This window comes from Apibacter sp. ESL0432, from assembly GCF_019469225.1.
Lineage (GTDB): Bacteria > Bacteroidota > Bacteroidia > Flavobacteriales > Weeksellaceae > Apibacter.
Map to the genome: position 1 here is coordinate 1465873 of NZ_CP048266.1, position 17274 is coordinate 1483146.

At 27.6% G+C, this 17274-nt stretch carries 15 protein-coding genes and 4 tRNA genes; 8 read left to right on the plus strand and 11 right to left on the minus strand.

Annotated features, from left to right (window positions below):
- Window position 1: 1 nt before the first annotated feature.
- Entirely contained in the window at window positions 2-478 is a 477-nt protein-coding gene (locus tag GYM73_RS06190; RefSeq protein WP_160563934.1) for a lipocalin family protein, read from the plus strand.
- Between the two features lie 31 nt (window positions 479-509).
- On the plus strand, window positions 510-1187 hold the full coding sequence (locus GYM73_RS06195; protein WP_105297898.1) for an OmpA family protein: 678 nt from the start codon (window positions 510-512) through the stop codon (window positions 1185-1187).
- A gap of 66 nt (window positions 1188-1253) precedes the next feature.
- On the opposite strand, the gene GYM73_RS06200 is transcribed toward GYM73_RS06195, so the two are convergent.
- Window positions 1254-1601 carry a hypothetical protein gene (locus GYM73_RS06200; protein ID WP_160557258.1) on the minus strand — a complete coding sequence of 116 codons (348 nt, stop codon included), beginning with the start codon at window positions 1599-1601 and terminating at the stop codon, window positions 1254-1256.
- 470 nt (window positions 1602-2071) lie between these two features.
- Between GYM73_RS06200 and GYM73_RS06205 the strand changes: the two genes are divergently transcribed.
- Window positions 2072-2338, plus strand: coding sequence for a hypothetical protein (locus GYM73_RS06205; protein ID WP_166004151.1), 267 nt, complete (start codon window positions 2072-2074; stop codon window positions 2336-2338).
- 424 nt (window positions 2339-2762) lie between these two features.
- On the opposite strand, the gene GYM73_RS06210 is transcribed toward GYM73_RS06205, so the two are convergent.
- A tRNA-Leu gene (locus tag GYM73_RS06210) sits at window positions 2763-2845 on the minus strand.
- A gap of 124 nt (window positions 2846-2969) precedes the next feature.
- A complete protein-coding gene (locus GYM73_RS06215; protein WP_220233314.1) occupies window positions 2970-3809 on the minus strand; it encodes an AraC family transcriptional regulator in 840 nt (279 codons plus the stop codon).
- Window positions 3810-3956: 147 nt separating this feature from the next.
- Here GYM73_RS06215 and GYM73_RS06220 point away from each other — a divergent pair, with 147 nt between their 5' ends.
- From GYM73_RS06220 to GYM73_RS06230, 3 genes are all read left to right on the plus strand, one after another.
- Window positions 3957-5096, plus strand: coding sequence for an acyltransferase family protein (locus tag GYM73_RS06220; protein ID WP_370625921.1), 1140 nt, complete (start codon window positions 3957-3959; stop codon window positions 5094-5096).
- A gap of 188 nt (window positions 5097-5284) precedes the next feature.
- A complete protein-coding gene (locus tag GYM73_RS06225) occupies window positions 5285-6064 on the plus strand; it encodes an AraC family transcriptional regulator (RefSeq protein WP_220233315.1) in 780 nt (259 codons plus the stop codon).
- Between the two features lie 178 nt (window positions 6065-6242).
- Window positions 6243-7151 carry a nuclear transport factor 2 family protein gene (locus GYM73_RS06230; protein WP_220233316.1) on the plus strand — a complete coding sequence of 303 codons (909 nt, stop codon included), beginning with the start codon at window positions 6243-6245 and terminating at the stop codon, window positions 7149-7151.
- A 121-nt stretch (window positions 7152-7272) separates the two neighbouring features.
- Here the strand turns inward: GYM73_RS06230 and GYM73_RS06235 are convergent, their stop codons facing one another.
- From GYM73_RS06235 to GYM73_RS06250, 4 genes are all read right to left on the minus strand, one after another.
- Window positions 7273-9132, minus strand: coding sequence for a T9SS type A sorting domain-containing protein (locus tag GYM73_RS06235; RefSeq protein ID WP_220233317.1), 1860 nt, complete (start codon window positions 9130-9132; stop codon window positions 7273-7275).
- 338 nt (window positions 9133-9470) lie between these two features.
- Window positions 9471-11066: a T9SS type A sorting domain-containing protein gene (locus GYM73_RS06240; protein ID WP_220233318.1), complete on the minus strand. Its 1596-nt coding sequence runs from the start codon at window positions 11064-11066 to the stop codon at window positions 9471-9473.
- A gap of 223 nt (window positions 11067-11289) precedes the next feature.
- Complete coding sequence (locus tag GYM73_RS06245) at window positions 11290-12903, minus strand: T9SS type A sorting domain-containing protein (protein WP_220233319.1); 1614 nt, start codon at window positions 12901-12903, stop codon at window positions 11290-11292.
- Between the two features lie 318 nt (window positions 12904-13221).
- On the minus strand, window positions 13222-15006 hold the full coding sequence (locus GYM73_RS06250) for a T9SS type A sorting domain-containing protein (RefSeq protein WP_220233320.1): 1785 nt from the start codon (window positions 15004-15006) through the stop codon (window positions 13222-13224).
- Window positions 15007-15164: 158 nt separating this feature from the next.
- On the opposite strand from GYM73_RS06250, the gene GYM73_RS06255 reads away from it, so the two are divergent.
- Complete coding sequence (locus GYM73_RS06255) at window positions 15165-15665, plus strand: endonuclease V (RefSeq protein ID WP_220233321.1); 501 nt, start codon at window positions 15165-15167, stop codon at window positions 15663-15665.
- Window positions 15666-15919: 254 nt separating this feature from the next.
- Here the strand turns inward: GYM73_RS06255 and GYM73_RS06260 are convergent.
- The 3 genes from GYM73_RS06260 to GYM73_RS06270 all read right to left on the minus strand — a co-directional run bounded on the left by GYM73_RS06260 (window position 15920) and on the right by GYM73_RS06270 (window position 16223).
- Window positions 15920-15992, minus strand: a tRNA-Lys gene (locus tag GYM73_RS06260).
- Between the two features lie 46 nt (window positions 15993-16038).
- Window positions 16039-16111, minus strand: a tRNA-Lys gene (locus tag GYM73_RS06265).
- Window positions 16112-16150: 39 nt separating this feature from the next.
- A tRNA-Lys gene (locus GYM73_RS06270) sits at window positions 16151-16223 on the minus strand.
- A 114-nt stretch (window positions 16224-16337) separates the two neighbouring features.
- Here GYM73_RS06270 and GYM73_RS06275 point away from each other — a divergent pair.
- Window positions 16338-16856: a shikimate kinase gene (locus tag GYM73_RS06275; RefSeq protein WP_220233322.1), complete on the plus strand. Its 519-nt coding sequence runs from the start codon at window positions 16338-16340 to the stop codon at window positions 16854-16856.
- Window positions 16857-16869: 13 nt separating this feature from the next.
- Here GYM73_RS06275 and GYM73_RS06280 read toward each other — a convergent pair whose 3' ends face one another.
- Entirely contained in the window at window positions 16870-17247 is a 378-nt protein-coding gene (locus GYM73_RS06280) for an RNA-binding S4 domain-containing protein (RefSeq protein WP_105297909.1), read from the minus strand.
- Window positions 17248-17274 lie beyond the last annotated feature (27 nt).

A 17274-nucleotide genomic window follows, 5' to 3' on the forward strand; every position in this document is an offset into this window, starting at 1 on the left:
TATGAAAAAATTAATGATTTTAGGAATTTTGAGCATGTTTATTTTTTATTCTTGCTCTTCTTCAAATTCTGTTGCTCTTGACAGATCTTCTCAAAGAGATGTAAGAGGTACATGGAATCTTGACCGCGTTTCATATTCTGAAAACATGGTAAAAGTAAAAGCTTTTGATGAATATGATGCTCAGTGTTTAAAAAACAGTGTGTGGTATTTTATCGCTAATAATAACAGAGGCAATTTTACTTTGCAGGGAGGCAATACTTGTCCGGCTTTAACTCAAAACTTTACTTGGTATATCGACAAACAAAATATGCTTGTTTTAAAATTGCTTAATGAAGGTGATAAAGCAAGAAAAGTAACTACAGGAACTACGTATTTATATGAAATTCTTTCTGAAAATGAATTTAAATTAAGTCAGGTTATCAGCGGGGTTACTATTACTTATCATTTCAGTAAATTATCATCCGGTAAATTAAAATAAATAACTTGAAATACACTATATAATTATAATTATGAAATCAATATTTACAAGATTAACTTTAATCTTATTATCTGTTAGCATTCTAATGTCTTGTAACACCAACGATACCCAAAAAGGTGCCGGATTAGGAGCTGTTGCAGGAGGTGTTTTAGGTGCTGTAATTGGAAATAATGTAGGTAATAAAAACAATGCTGCTTTAGGAGCCGTTATTGGTGCTGCCGTGGGTGGAACCACCGGAGGTTTAATTGGACACAAAATGGATCAACAAGCACGTCAAATACAAGAAAGTGTACCGGGTGCTTCTGTTGAACGTGTAGGGGAAGGAATTAAAGTTGTACTTAATGAAAATGCTATTCGTTTTGATTTTGATAAAGCTACTTTAACTCCAACTGCTCAACAAAATTTAGATAAAATTGTATCTGTTTTTAAACAATACCCGGATACTAATATTGGTATTTTCGGATATACTGACGCAAAAGGTGCAGATCAATATAATTTAAATTTATCTGAAAACAGAGCAAAAAGTGTTGCTAATTATTTATCCAGTAACGGTATCAGCTCCAGCCGATTTACTATTAAAGGTTTTGGTAAAGCGGATCCAATTGGAGATAACAGCACTGAAGCCGGTAGAGCTTTAAATAGAAGAGTTGAATTTTCTATTACTGCCAACGAAAAAATGATTCGTGATGCAAAAGCTGAATCCAACTAATTAATATATTTTATACTTTATATAATTTTGAATAGAAAGACAGACGAAAGTTTGTCTTTTTTTATTTTAAATATCCAGTAATTTTTCATCCATAAAATATTGGATGATCGCTTTTTTCATAAGCAAAGTTTGCTCATTGGGCTTTAAATCGGGCAGCTTTTCAATTAATTTATAATGCGGCCAGTTGTCTTTATCATATCCATCGAGTTTATAATATCCGAAAGGTTCCAACAACCTGCATACGGCTATATGTATCAGGTTCATTTTTTCGTCTTTTTTATACTTTTTATATCCTAGTCCTAATTCTTGCAAACCAATTAAAAATATCATCGTATTTAAATCGGGAATATCCTCATGTGCAAACTTCTCTTTGAAAAATTGTTCAATTTTACTCCAAAGTTGAGCCTCGTTCATTTTCAAGTCAAATTTTTATTCACGTAAATTTATAATAAAATGTATTTATATATTTAATATATTCTTTAAATTAATTAAAAATTCAATAGCAAAAGTGTTATTGTTTAATAATTCTTTTTTAATCAATTCTTAGATTAAGTATAAACAATTCCTTTAAATATAATAAATAACTCTTTTTTGGAAATATGAATTCTATTAATAAATATAAGCTAATACGTACTATTTCTTAATAATTCCAATAATTTTTTAATAGAACATTATTAATAAATGATTTACTCGTCTTTGTATTTAATTATATAATTTTAATATTTTAAAATAAAATATTCGTCTATAAATTGTTTAAAAATCAGTATAAATAATAAAATAATTCAATATAAAGTTATATTAATAAATGTAATTGAAAAAGAATAATATTCTACAACATATTGAAAAAATAAAAATAAATAAATAACAAAAAAATATAGTAAATTATGAATAATTTTAATAACCATTGTCAATTAATTGATATATTAAATAAAATCTATAATAAAGGATTTAAAAAATTCAAAGACCAAAAATTTTCTAGAGATTTTGAGTTTTTAGATATCAATGATATTAATAATGCTGTTTTAATATTTACTGAAGTTTTAAATTTAAATGGAGGATCTTTAGGAAAATATGATTTGTATAAATTGATGCAGGAATATTTAACTAATATAGAGAAAAGAGATGCTATAAATAAAATACTTGAAAAATAATAAATTATTATGAATGGAAAATATATTGCATTATTAAAATAATAAGTTTTATATAGATTTCTGATTTTAGGATTTGAATGTAAATTTTTTATTGTTATAAGCGAAATTATGGTAAAGGTTTAAATAAAAGTTCAAGTTAGTTATAAAGTATAAAAAATATTCAATAGTATTTTTACAAGTATAGAGATAAACTTAGTAATAATATATTTACACATCTTCCCTTGATTACAACCAACCAAAAAATTTATCTAAATTCTAGAAATAAAAAATTTGTATAAAATTACTTTTTAATTTAATTAAAGAAATTAAAATTTAAAAATTCGTTTTTACTTTAATCAACTTTTTATCTAATACCTTAAATATATTCATAATAAATAATATGAATAATCAAATTATAACAGTAAATAAAAGATTTCAAAATAAGTACTCACGACCGGATTCGAACCGGCACATCCTATGGACACCACCCCCTCAAGATGGCGTGTCTACCAATTCCACCACGTGAGTTTAAAAGTTGTTTATTTTTAGCTTTGCAAATATACTAATATTAGTATTTCACCTCTAAGATAATTTTAAATTTTTCCACACTTAGATAAGCATTTTTTTTATAGTGTAATCTTTCGATAGTTACTTATCTTCCCGTTTGAAAAAATCTTTTTCGATATTCATTGGGTGTGCAATTTTTAATTTTCTTAAAAATTCTATTGTAATAAGGCACATCCTTGAAACCTGAGTAATAACATACTTCTGCAATGGTCATATTGGTTTTTTGAATCATTTGACAGGAAGATTCCACTCTAAATTCATTTAAGTAAGTCATTAAAGATTTACCCATCATCTTTTTAAAGAAAATACAAAATGACGATTTGTTCATATTTACTAATTGTGACATTTCTTCTAAAGTGATGGTATTTTGATAATTGTTCATTATATAAAGCTGTATTTTTTGTAACCGAAGGATTTGTTTATCTTCCTCTATTCGGTTACCTGCTAATATTCTATGATCGGAATTACCTAGTAATGTTAATATTTGAATGAAAGATGAAATCCTTTCAATCTCCGATTGATCAATCATCTGTTTCAAAATGTTTTGAAGTTTCGCCAGATGAGCTCCTATAAATGATATTGCTTGTTTATAATTTTGTATTTTTTGGATGTATGGGTGCAATTCGTTAAAAGTTAATTTACAATTATCAAGAAATCGATCAGAAAATGTAAGGGTAATGTTCTCTATCTTACCTTCTGCATTATAATCGGATTCTTCAAAAAGCCAACAATGAGGGATATGAGGGGGGATAAGAACGATTTCGTTGCATTGAAAGGGTTCGAGCCGATCCCCCATTTTTCTGGTTCCACTGCCGGTTATTATGTAGGATAATTCCCATGTTTTTTGTTCATGGAAAGTTACCTGTTCATTCCAATATATTTTTACATGATCAAATCGAAAAGATTGATTTTCAAATGTTGGCAAGTGAATGTATTTGATGTTTTTATACACTTACTAATATTACGCATTATTTGTATACAAATATAAGACAATAATAATAGAATATATTTCAATAGTTCAACTAATCATTAGTTTACTTTTGTTATTCAAATAAGAAATCAATATCTTCCAATGATGAAAAATATAACGGATTTAAAAGCTTCCAAGCCACATTATGTAATTCTTGACGGTTTACGAGGAGTTGCTGCTATTATGGTGGTTTTATTCCATGTTCTTGAAATTTATACGGGCGGTGATCATAGCTTACAAATTATAAATCATGGATACTTGGCTGTAGATTTTTTCTTTATGTTATCCGGATTTGTCTTGGGATATGCATACGATGATCGCTGGGGAAGTATGACTTTAAAAGATTTTTTTAAACGCCGTATCATTCGACTTCATCCTATGATTATTGCCGGAATGCTTTTAGGGGCTTTATTATATTATTTCCAGGATGCTCCTGCATTGGGATGGAAGGCAACTTCTGATGTTTCTCTTTTGAAATTACTTCTATTGATGATTATCGGCATGTTTTTAATTCCTGTCGGAAAAGGCTTAGACATTCGCGGTTGGAATGAAATGTATCCTCTGAATGGCCCTGCCTGGTCTCTATTTCTTGAATATATAGCCAATATCATTTATGCCCTTATTTTACGAAGAATCAGCAAATTAATGCTCTCTATTTTGGTACTTGTTGCTGCCGGAGTTACGATTCAATATGCGTTTACAAATCCGATAGGTGACATCATCGGGGGATGGTCTATCGATGACCCTATTCAGTTAAGAATCGGTTTTACTCGTTTGGCTTTTCCTTTTTTAGCCGGATTATTGTTAGCCAGGATTGGAAAACTTCGTTTTATTAATCATGCTTTTTTGATAACTTCTCTTTTGTTGATCATACTTCTATCCGTACCTCATTTAGGAGGTGAAAATAACTTATGGAATCGCTGGTATGAATGCATATGTTTAATGATTTTCTTTCCTTTGATTATATGGTTGGGCGCAGGAGGAAAAATAAAAAATCCGAAAGCAATGACAGTATGTAAATTTCTGGGAGACATCTCCTACCCTATTTATATTACCCATTTTCCATTTATTAATATTTATATGGCTTATATTGCCAATCATCAACTTTCCTTGGAGCAATCATGGCAATATGGATTGCTGGTCGTTTTAATTTCCATCATTGTTGCTTATTTGTCCATGAAATTTTATGATATGCCGATTCGAGAATGGCTACGTAAACGATTTTTAAATTATAAAAAATAATCAATTAGTATTTCGAAACATAGATATTTTTTATGCAAAAGCATAAACAGTATCATAAAAATGTGTATAAAATAATGCTTTGTTTATATGACTTTGATTTTTTTATCTTTGTATAAAATTTTCTTTTGATATCTTATACCTTTAATGAACTTTTACCTTTTGGTTTTGAAATAAAAAATTTGACTCAGATGAATCAAAGGGCATGTTCTATAACCAGTAAGCCGCATAGAACAAATTTTTATCAAATTATACGGATTACAAGCGGTAAAACAATTCAAAAAGTAGATTTTAGTCCGATTGAAGTCAGGGAAGGACAAATTTTATTTATCGGCAAAGATCAAGTTTTATCTTTTGATGTGGAATCTGCCTATACGGGTGAAATTATTTTGTTTACCGATGATTTTTATATTCGTAATGAATACGAAAGGCGTTTAATTAAGCAATCAGAGCTTTTCAACCCTTTTACCAAAAATATTCCTATTGAAACGCATGAATATTTAGTTTCCATTTGGGAATTGATGAAAAAAATCTATTCTCCTGAACAAGATCCTTATATTCCCGATATTTTACATCATTTACTGAGTAGTTTTCTTATTTATTCAAAAAAAATTACTAGTCATTCGTTAAATATTCTTTCTTCTTCGTGTTATTCTGTTACTTTAGAGTTTTCACTCGCTGTAGAAAAAAATTACAAGATCCTGAGAAAAGTAAATGATTATGTCTCCAGTTTGGGTATATCGCCCAAAGTTTTATCAAAAGCTCTTAAAAACACTGTCGGTAAAAGTCCCAAAGAATATATTGATGAACGAATTTTATTAGAAGCAAAAAGACTTTTGGTTTACAGTGAACTCAATATAAAGGAAATTTCATTTGAACTGGGATTTGACGAACCCACCAATTTCAGCAAATTTTTTAGAAAGTGGGTAGGTATTAGCCCTATCGATTTTAAAAAGCAACACCTGTCCTAAATTTATCAGCTTTGGCATACTTTTTATCATTACACTCATAAAATCCACACTTACCTTTACACGAATAAAATTCTTACAACAGTTGAAAAACACTGAATACGCCTGTTTTTATAAACATAAAAAATTAAAAATGCCTATAAGTGAATTGATGAATAATAAATAATAAATTTTTAATAATATGAAAAAAATAAGTTATCTAGCAGCGGTTGTCGGAATAGCTTTGTTAGCAGTTTCTTGCAACCAAACTAAAAAAGAACCTGTTGAAGCTACGGATCAAACGAACACTGAAAAGGTGGAAGATTCTACCGCGGAAAACGAAGAACCCTCTAATAAAGAAAAAGTTAGGGAGTTACTTTCTTCATTTAACACAGGAAATGAAGCACCGTTGAAATACATTAATCCAAATAAGTATATTCAACACAATTTGGGAGCAGCTGACGGCGTTGAAGGTTTTAAGACCCTTGTGAAAAGTTTATCAGCTTCTAAACCGAGTGTTAACATTGTACGTATGTTGAGTGACGGGGATTATGTTGTTGCCCAAACGGAATATGGGTATAAAACTCCAACCGTTGGATTTGATATTTTCCGTTTTGAAAACGGATTAATTGTAGAACATTGGGACAATTTACAAGCTGAACAACCGAAGAATCCAAGCGGACATACGTTAATAGATGGGGATACTACAATCAAAGAAACTGATGAGGCCGGATTGAAAGCAAACAAAGCGGTAGCCGAAGGTTTTGTTACGGATGTCTTGATGGGTAAAAATCCTTCCAACTTGGAAAATTATTTTAACGGAAATAATTACATTCAACACCACCCACTCATTGGTGACGGGTTAGACGGATTAAAAGCCGGCTTAGAGAAATTGAATAAAATGGGACTTACTTTCAAATATACTCAAATTCATAAAATTCTAGGAGAAGGAAATTTTGTATTAGTAGTTTCTGAAGGCGTTATGGCCAATAAACCCACTTCATTCTATGATTTATTCAGAATTGAAAATGGCAAAATTGCTGAACATTGGGATATTGTGGAAACCATACCTGCAAATGCTGAACATAAAAATAAAAACGGTAAATTCTAAATTTATTCATTGAGTAAAAAGGATTTTAAACAGTAGTATAAGTTATCTATTATATAGTTTTAAATAATATTTCAAAATAAAAAAACCTGCACTTGATGCAGGTTTTTTTACATTTTTTAAATTATTTTTTTATGATTTTCTTAGTTACTATACCTTGATCGGTTGTAAGTGTTACTATGTATATTCCCGGAGCCAGGTCTTGCACATTTATTTCGTTGTTTTTAAGAGATGGAAAAGTTTTTACTAATTTTCCGGAATAATTATATACATCAACCGATAAAGTTTTAAAAGGTGAAGTGATATTTACAATATCAGTAACCGGATTAGGATATAGTTTAATTGACTCTACCCAATTCACAGAAGGATTTTCTGATTTAATTTCTTCAATAGCAAACGCATTCGTATTATTTTCAACAAATCTTGCTGAATTGGCTATGGTTACTTCGTACTTTAAAGTTAAATTGGTAATTAAATCATTTTTCATTTCACAAATTAATGTTTTTCCTGCATTTTTTCGACTTGCGTAAAACTTACCTCTACTTCCATTCACTTTTACCTCTTTTTGGGTGGCTTTATCATACCAAACATAGGTTGTTTTCTTTCCTCGGAAATTATATTCAGAAGAAAGATCCAATATGTCTAAGTAACCCTTTGTACCTCCTTGTAGAGTTGATTGAGGAGTAAATCCGATAAATTCTATTTTAGCGAAATCACCTTTAAGAGTTGAAATTTTAAATTGATTATTATTTGCAATTAATACAAATAATTTATTAGCCGTTAAGTCTAATGAGCCTAATTGATTATAGTTACAAGTGAGTATACTTAATTTACTATTTTTAGATGTATTTAAAGAAGTAAGCTTATTTAAACTGCAATCTAATTCTTTTAGCTCTGTACTATTTGATACATCTAAATTAGTTAGTTTATTTTCAGAACAATTTAAATTTTTTAAATTAATAGCATTGGAAACATTTAAAGTTATTAGTTCATTTTTATAACAGAATAAATATTCAAGTTTATTATTCGATACATCTAAAGTATTTAATTTATTTTTAGAACAATTTAATTCTTTTAATTTAAAATTATTTGATAAATCCAATGATGTTAATTGATTATTATCACAGTATAATTCTTCTAATTCCACATTTTGTGATAAATCTAAAGTGATAAGTTGATTATTAGAACCACACAAATTTACTAATTCCACATTTTTTGATACATCTAAAGTGGTAAATTGATTATATGAACAATTCAAACTTACTAAATTCACATTTTGTGATAAGTCCAATTTATTTAGTGAATTCTGGCTACAATCTAAAAATTTTAAATTAATATACTTAGATACATCTAAAGTGGTAAATTGATTATATGAACAATTCAAACTTACTAAATTCACATTTTGTGATAAGTCCAATTTATTTAGTGAATTCTGGCTACAATCTAAAAATTTTAAATTAATATTCTTTGATACATCTAATGAAGTTAAATTATTTTTTCTAGAAACAAATTTTGTTAAATTTAAATTCTTAGATAAATCAATTGAAGTTAATTGTGTTGAATTTATATACAATTCTTTTAAATTTTTAAAATATTTTCCATCAAATTCTCCATAAAATTTATTTTTACTTAAACTATCGTAATTACTCAAATCTAAAAAAGTTAAAACTTTAACTCCATTTTTATCTTCCCACTCAAATCTGCGAAATAATTTTAAAATGACACTGCTAGTCTTACCATTTATGGCATCAACCATATCTTTCCAGGTCAATCCTAACTGCTCATAATTCCATTCGTTATCCTCTTCAGAATATTGCATTAAAAAATTCAAAATTCCTAAAACATCCCTTGGATCATAAACAGAGATTTTTGAAACATCAAAATTACTTACTAAATATTGTCTTTTTTCCAAAACAGGATCTTTAGCCATCATTGTTACGCTTAATAAGACGCATAACAACATAAAAAATAAATTTTTTTTCATAATATTATTATTTTATAAATTTTAATATACTAATATATCAATAATAATTTAAATAATTAGCTATTAAAAATAAAATATTTTTTTTTTTGTAGATTCTAACATGGATTCTGTTTAATTTTAAGAATCAATTAATTCCACATTTATATATAGAATATGGCACAGCTAATTTTTAGCAAAAAAACATACGTAATAAGCAGGGAATTATATAAGCAATTGAACTATAAACTTTATTTTAAATCGGTCTTTAATGAAGTGTTTTTTTTATTAAACGTTTGTAATTTTATCAACTCATAAATAAAAAAAACCTGCTCTTTAGCAGGTTTTTTAATTATTATAATTTACTTTTTAATAATTTTCTTAGAAAGTATTCCCTGATCGGTTGCAAGATTCACGATATAAATTCCTGCAGGTAAATCTTGTAAATCCAATTCATTATTTATTACCCTTGGATATCTTTTAACTTCTTTTCCCGCATAATTGTAAACACTTGCTGATGTTACTTTTGCTGTAGTATTTATTTTTAATATATCTATTACCGGATTAGGAAATAGTTGTATCGATTCTGTTTCATTTTTTTGAGGACCTATCCGTACAAATCCTTCCGGTATGTTTTCATTTATATCTCTTGAAGCAAATGATACGGTATTTTTTATCGTTACTTCATATTCTAAAACAAAGTTGGGAATTAATTCATTTTTCATCTTACAGATCAAAGTTTTGCCTGCATTTTCCGGACCGGCATAAAATTTACCTTTTAATGCATACGTGCCGACTTCTTGTTGAGTTGTTTTATCATACCAGGTATAGGTGGTATATTTTCCATCAATACTATATTCTGATGATAAATCCAACACTTCAAAAATACCTTTAACCCCTCCTTTAAGTGTTGCTTGTGGGTTTAATTTTAAAGATTTAATTGTAAGAAAATTTCCTTTTAAAGTGGATAATTTTAAATTATTATTAATTCCATTTAATTCACTTATCTTATGAACTTTCGGAACTAGCAATTGAGCTATTTTATTGTTATAAAAATATAAATATACTAAATAAACATTTTTAGATACATCCAAAGTTGTTAATTGATTGGAATAACAATTTAAATATGTTAAATTAACATTTTTAGAGATATCCAAGGTTGTTAATTGATTGGAATAACAATTTAAATATATTAAATCAAGATTTTTAGAGATATCCAAGGTTGTTAACTGATTGGAACTACAATATAAATTATTCAAATTAACATTTTTAGAGACATCTAAGGTTCTTAATTGATTGTTATCACAACTTAAATTTGTTAAATTAACATTTTTAGAGACATCCAAGGCAGTTAATTTATTCGAATAACACCATAAACCCTTCAAATTAACATTTTTAGAGATATCCAAGGTTGTTAACTGATTGGAATAACAATATAATTTATTCAAATTAACATTTTTAGACACATCCAAAGTTGCTAATTGATTGTTATCACAACTTAAATTTGTTAAATTAACATTTTTAGATAAATCTATAGCTTTCAATCGATTGTAATAACAATTTAAATATTCTAAGTTCTTAAAATATCTTCCATCAAAAACTCCACTATAATTTTTATAGTTTAAATTTAATTGAGTTAAAACTTTAATATTATTGCTAGCTTTCCATGTAAATACTCCGGATAATTTTGTAAAAATAACCTCCGGATTTCCATTAATAGCTTTAGCCATTTCTTCCCAGGTTAACCCCGCCAGTTCATAATTCCATTTTTTATTACTTTCCGAATATTGCATAAAAAAATTCAATATTCCGTATACATCCATCGCATCATAATTGGTGGTGGTGGATGCTACAAAATGTTCTCTCAAGTAATTTTCTTGTTTAGAAATATCAACGGTTGCCAACAGTGGTGTTGCAATAAAACACCACAATAAAATAGAAAGTAATTTTTTTTTCATAACATTTTTTAATTTTTTTATTATTTATATATGCTAATTTAATATATTTATTTTTATTTTAACCTTATTTAAAAATAAATAGTTAATTATTTATTCTATATATTATTTTACTAAATCCTATTTTTAATAATAAATTTATCGCTTTCAATATCAAACCCACTATTTTTCACATAAAAAAAACCTGCTTTTTTAGCAGGTTTTTTTTACTTTATTTTTGTTTAAATTATTTTTTTATAATTTTTTTGGATAATGTTCCTATTTCGGTATCTATATTTACGATATAAATTCCTGAAGGCAAATCTTGTAAATCCAATTCATTATTTATTACCCTTGGATATCTTTTAACTTCTTTTCCTGCATAATTGTAAACACTCACTGATGTTACTTTTGCTGCTGTATTTATTTTTAATATATCTATTACCGGATTTGGTGTTAGTTGTATTGATTCTGTTTCATTTTCTTGCCCTCCTATGAGTTTAAAATTTTCCGGTAGGGTACTTAATGAACTTTTGGCTGAAAAAGGTGAAATTTTTTGTATCGTTACTTCATATTCTAATTCAAAAGTCCCGAATCTGGGACCTCCTATCATCTTACATATCAATGTTTTTCCCGCATTTTTCGAACCCGCTATAAATCGCCCATTATAGGCATACATAGTTACCGGCAAACCGGTTGCTTTATCATACCAGGAATAATAGGTTTGTCCCCCATTTTTAGACTTGAAGTCCGAAGATAAATCTATAATCTCATAAAAACTTTTACTTCCTCCTTGGGTTGTTTCCTGAGGTGTTATATTAAGATATATTAAGCCTTTAGTATTAATATCAAATGTTGAATACTTCAATAGATTATGAGAACAAGATACTCTTTCTATATTATCCATTGTTACATCTAAACTAGTTAATTTATTATAAGAGCAATTTAAATCTCTTAAACGATAATTATTGAATAAATCTAGTTTAGGCAATTGATTGTTATCACAGCTTAATTCATATAAATTTGAATTATTAGATAAATCCAAAGTTGATATACTATTGTTGGAACAATATAATCTAGATAAATAAAAATTTTTAGATACATCTATTGAAGTTAATTGATTTTCATTACAATTAAGTACACCTAAATTTAAACAATCGGACACATCTAAAGCTTTTAAATTATTTTCGTGACAATATAAATATTCTAATCCTTTTGTGTTTGATAAATTTAAATTGGTAAGTTTATTATTATAGCAGTGTAATGTTGATAAATTTTTATTATTAGATACATCTAAAAATGTAAGTTTATTATTATTACAATCAATATAACTTAGTTTACCATTATTACATACTTTTAACGTATTAATTTGATTATATCCACAATCTAAAACTATAAGAAATGAATTTTTTGATACATCTAAGGAGGTTAATTTATTACCCCCAATAAAAAAATACTCTAGATACTTAAAATATTTTCCGTTAAAATCTCCTGTTAATTTCTTTTCTTCATCAACATTATTATCTAAATGAATTCTAGTTACAACTTTATGACCATTGCGCTCTTCCCATATGAATTTTGATGATAATTTATTAATCAAAATTTCAGGTCTACCCATTAAAGTGTTATAAATATCTTTCCAGTTCAACCCTAGTTTCTCATAATTCCATTTTTTTGTTTCTTGAGAATATTGCATTAAGAAATTTAATATTCCATAGACATCTATTGGATTATATTTTGTAACTGAAGAAACCATATTGTTATTTACAATATAATCTTTTTTATCCAAAAATAATTCTTTAGCCGGTATAGTGGCACTTACAAACATGAACGCCAAAATAAATAATAGATTTTTTTTCATAATATTGTTAATTTTTATATTTTATGCTAATATAATATATTTAAATGAATTTACAATTTATTAAAAAATAAAATATTATTTTTTTACAATAAACTATTACAATTATTTAAACGTTAAAAATCAATTTATCCCATAATTATTCATTGAATCAAAATATGAATAACGCATAGCATAACTGTTAATATTAGATTCATAAAAAAAACTTTCAACTGATTGGAGCAAATTTGAATATAGTTTTTTTTATATAAATGATATTTTAATTCGTACAAAAAAAAACCTGCTAAAAAAGCAGGTTTTTTTACTTTATTTTTGTTTAAATTATTTTTTTATAATTTTTTTGGATAATGTTCCTATTTCGGTATCTATATTTACGATATAAATTCCCGCAGATAAATCTTGTAAATCCAATTCATTATTTATTATCCTTGGATATCTTTTAACTTCTTTTCCTGCATAATTGTAAACACTCACTGATGTTACTTTTGCTGTAGTTTCTATTTTTAATTCATCTATTACCGGATTTGGAAATAGTTGTATTGATTCTGTTTCATTTTCTTGAGGACCTACCCATACAAATTCTTCCGGTATGTTTTCTTTTATATTTCTTGATGCAAATGATACGGTATTTTTTATCTTTACTTCATATTCTAAAACAAAGTTTGGAAATAATTCATTTTTCATCTTACAGATCAAAGTTTTGCCTGCATTTTCCGGACCGGCATAAAATTTACCTTTTAGTGCATAGGCGCCGACTTCTTGTTGAGTTGTTTTATCATACCAGGTATAAGTAGTATATTTTCCATCGATAGTATATTCTGATGATAAATCCAACACTTCAAAAATACCTTTAACTCCTCCTTGAAGCGTTGCTTGTGGGTTTAATGTTAAAGATTTAATTGTAAGAAAATTTCCTTTTAAGGTGGATAACTTTAAATTGTTATTAATTCCACTTAATTCACTTATCTTATGAACTTTTGGAACCAGCAATTGAGCTATCTTATTATCACTAAAATATAAGTATATTAAATTAACATTTTTAGAGACATCTAAATTTGTAAATTGATTCGAATAACAATTTAATGTTGTTAAATTAACATTTTTAGATACATCTAAGGTTGTTAATTGATTCAAATTACAATTTAAAATTTTTAAATTAACATTTTTAGAGACATCCAAGGTGGTTAATTGATTGGAATTACAATATAATTCTGTCAAATTAACATTTTTAGAAACATCTAAGGCTTTTAGCTTATTGGAATAACAATCTAAAAATGTTAGTTTACTATTTTTAGATACATCTAAAGTTGTTAATTGATTGGAATTACAATTTAAACTATACAAATTAACATTTTTAGAGACATCCAAGGTGGTTAATTGATTCGAAAAACACTTTAAAACAAATAAATTAACATTTTTAGATACATCCAAGGTGGTTAGTTGATTGGAATAAATATTTAAAAGCATTAAATTAACATTTTTAGACACATCCAAGGTCTTTAGCTTATTGGAATAACCATATAATTCTTTCAAATTAACGTTTTTAGATATATCCAAGGTTATTAGCTGATTGGATGAACAATTCAAATAAATTAAATTAAGATTTTTGGATAGATCTAAGATTTTTAATTGATTCGAATTACAATATAAACCCTTCAAATTAACATTTTTAGTTACATCTATTGTTGTTAATCGATTGCCAGTACAATATAATGTTTCTAAGTTCTTAAAATAATTGCCATTGAAAACTCCATTATAATTTTTGTAGTTTAAATTTAATTGAGTTAAAACTTTTAAACTATTGATATTTTTCCAACCAAATTTTCCGGATAATTTTGTAAAAATAACCTCCGGATTTCCATTAATAGCCTTAGCCATTTCTTCCCAGGTTAACCCCGCCAGTTCATAATTCCATTTTTTTTCACTTTCCGAATATTGCATAAAAAAATTCAATATTCCATATACATCCATCGCGTCGTAATTGGTGGTTGTGGATATTACAAAATGTCCTCTCAAGTAATTTTCTTGTTTTGAAATATCAACGGTTGCCAACAGTGGTGTAGTTATGATACACCAAAATAAAATAAAAAGTAGATTTTTTTTCATAACATTTTTAATTATTTTATATTAATTATGCTAATTTAGTATATTTATTTTTATTTTAACCTTATTTAAAAATAAATATTTATTTTATGAATTATTTTACCCTCTATTTTCAATTAAAAAAATTTATCACTTTTGGAATAAATTAAAATTAAATAAAAATGAAACTTGCTATTGATGTTTATTACTATCCGAACCGAGCAAAAGTTGTGGGTTTACTATTTAAAAACTGGAATCAACCCATTCCTAATGACTTAATTACTACTTATATTTATGAAGTATCTGAATATGAATCGGGAATGTTTTATAAAAGAGAGCTTCCTTGTATTTTAGAGTTATTGAAGCAAATAAATTTAAAAGATATGAGTCAGATTATAGTTGATGGCTTCGTATATTTAGATGACACCCATCGGCCGGGCTTGGGTAAATACTTATTTGATGCATTGGAAGAGAAAATTCCAATTATAGGGGTAGCTAAAAATCCTTTTTCTACCGGCAAGTCTATTGTTCAGGAAATAACAAGAGGCGAAAGTAAAAAGCCCTTATATATTAGTTCTGTCGGAATTTCACTTAATGGAGCTTCTCAATGTATTCAAAATATGCATGGTAATTATAGAATTCCCACCCTCCTTAAATTATTAGATCAAGAAACCAGAAGATAATTCAAACAATAAATTTTTACAATATAAAGTTAAATTTTTAGATAATAGTAAGACAAAAATTTTTGCACAAAAACTTCCAACAATATTTTTAATAACTATTAGCCGTTAATTTAAAAAAATATTGAAATAGTATAAATGAATAAAATAAATACTAGAACTGAAGTCGAACTTTTTTTTCTGTTGTTGTTTCTAGTTTGTTTACGTACGTGAAATAAAAAGAGCTACAAAAAATTTGTAACTCATTGATTTTTAGGTGACCCCGGAGAGGCTCGAACTCTCGACCCATTGATTAAGAGTCAATTGCTCTACCAACTGAGCTACGGAGTCATAAACAAGAAAAGCTTGAGAATCTCAAGCGCGAATTTTCAAAATGTGACCTGGCTGGGGCTCGAACCCAGGACCCCAACATTAAAAGTGTTGTGCTCTACCAACTGAGCTACCAGGTCTCCCTAAATGTATATATAATCTATTCTTTGAATAGATTGTGACCTGGCTGGGGCTCGAACCCAGGACCCCAACATTAAAAGTGTTGTGCTCTACCAACTGAGCTACCAGGTCTTTATTTAGTGTTTGCTAAGCATTTTCGTTTAGCGAGTGCAAATATAATGACTTTTTTTGGGTATGCAAATATATTTGATAAAAAAATATGATATTTGTAAAAAATCTGATCGTATGATTATTTCTTTATTGGGTTATATGGGAAGTGGAAAATCTACTGTTGGCAAATATCTTGCGAAATCTCTCAACATAACTTTTATTGATTTAGATGAGTATATTTCAGCTCAAGAAAATAAGTCTATTCAAGAAATTTTTTCAATCCTTGGAGAAATTTATTTTCGTAAAAAAGAAAATTTTTATCTGAATGAATTATTGAACGGTGACAATATAGTGTTGAGTTTAGGAGGAGGTACTCCTATTTATCATCGCAACATGGATAAAATTAAAGAAAAAAGCTACTCCTTCTATTTAAAAATGAATGTCTCAGAATTGGCAAAAAGGTTAAGTAAAGAAAAAGAACACCGCCCTCTTATTGCACATTTAGAAGACGAATCTTTACCGGAATTTATTGCCAAGCATTTATTTGAACGTTCAACATTTTATGAGTCGGCTGCTTATAAGATAGCGGTTAACCAAAAAACTCCGGAAGAAATAAGCAATGAAATTATTGAAGTTCTAAAAAATACAAAATAAACTTTTAGTGTATTTATTCATCTTCCCATTCAAGAGTATAATCGTCTAATTCTCTCCTATCCTTTTTGGTAGGCCTGCCTAATCCTTTTTGCCTGTAATAGTTTTGCGTTTGTGTTCTTGATTTCATCATTTCAATCTGCTCAGGATCTGTCAGGTCTTTTATATATAAAGGAACCAATTTTGCTCCTACCCGATTGGGAGGAATTTGTATAACTTGAATCGTATAGTCAATCTGATTTTTTCTAATTTTATACGTTTCACCAACTAATATTTCTTTTGAAGGCTTCAAGGGAGCATCATCTAAAAATACTCGATTTTTCTTACATTCTTCGGTGGCAATTGCCCGCGTTTTATAGAAACGCACACACCATAAAAATTTATCTATTCTCATTGGTTGAAAAAATTGGTCTTTAAAATT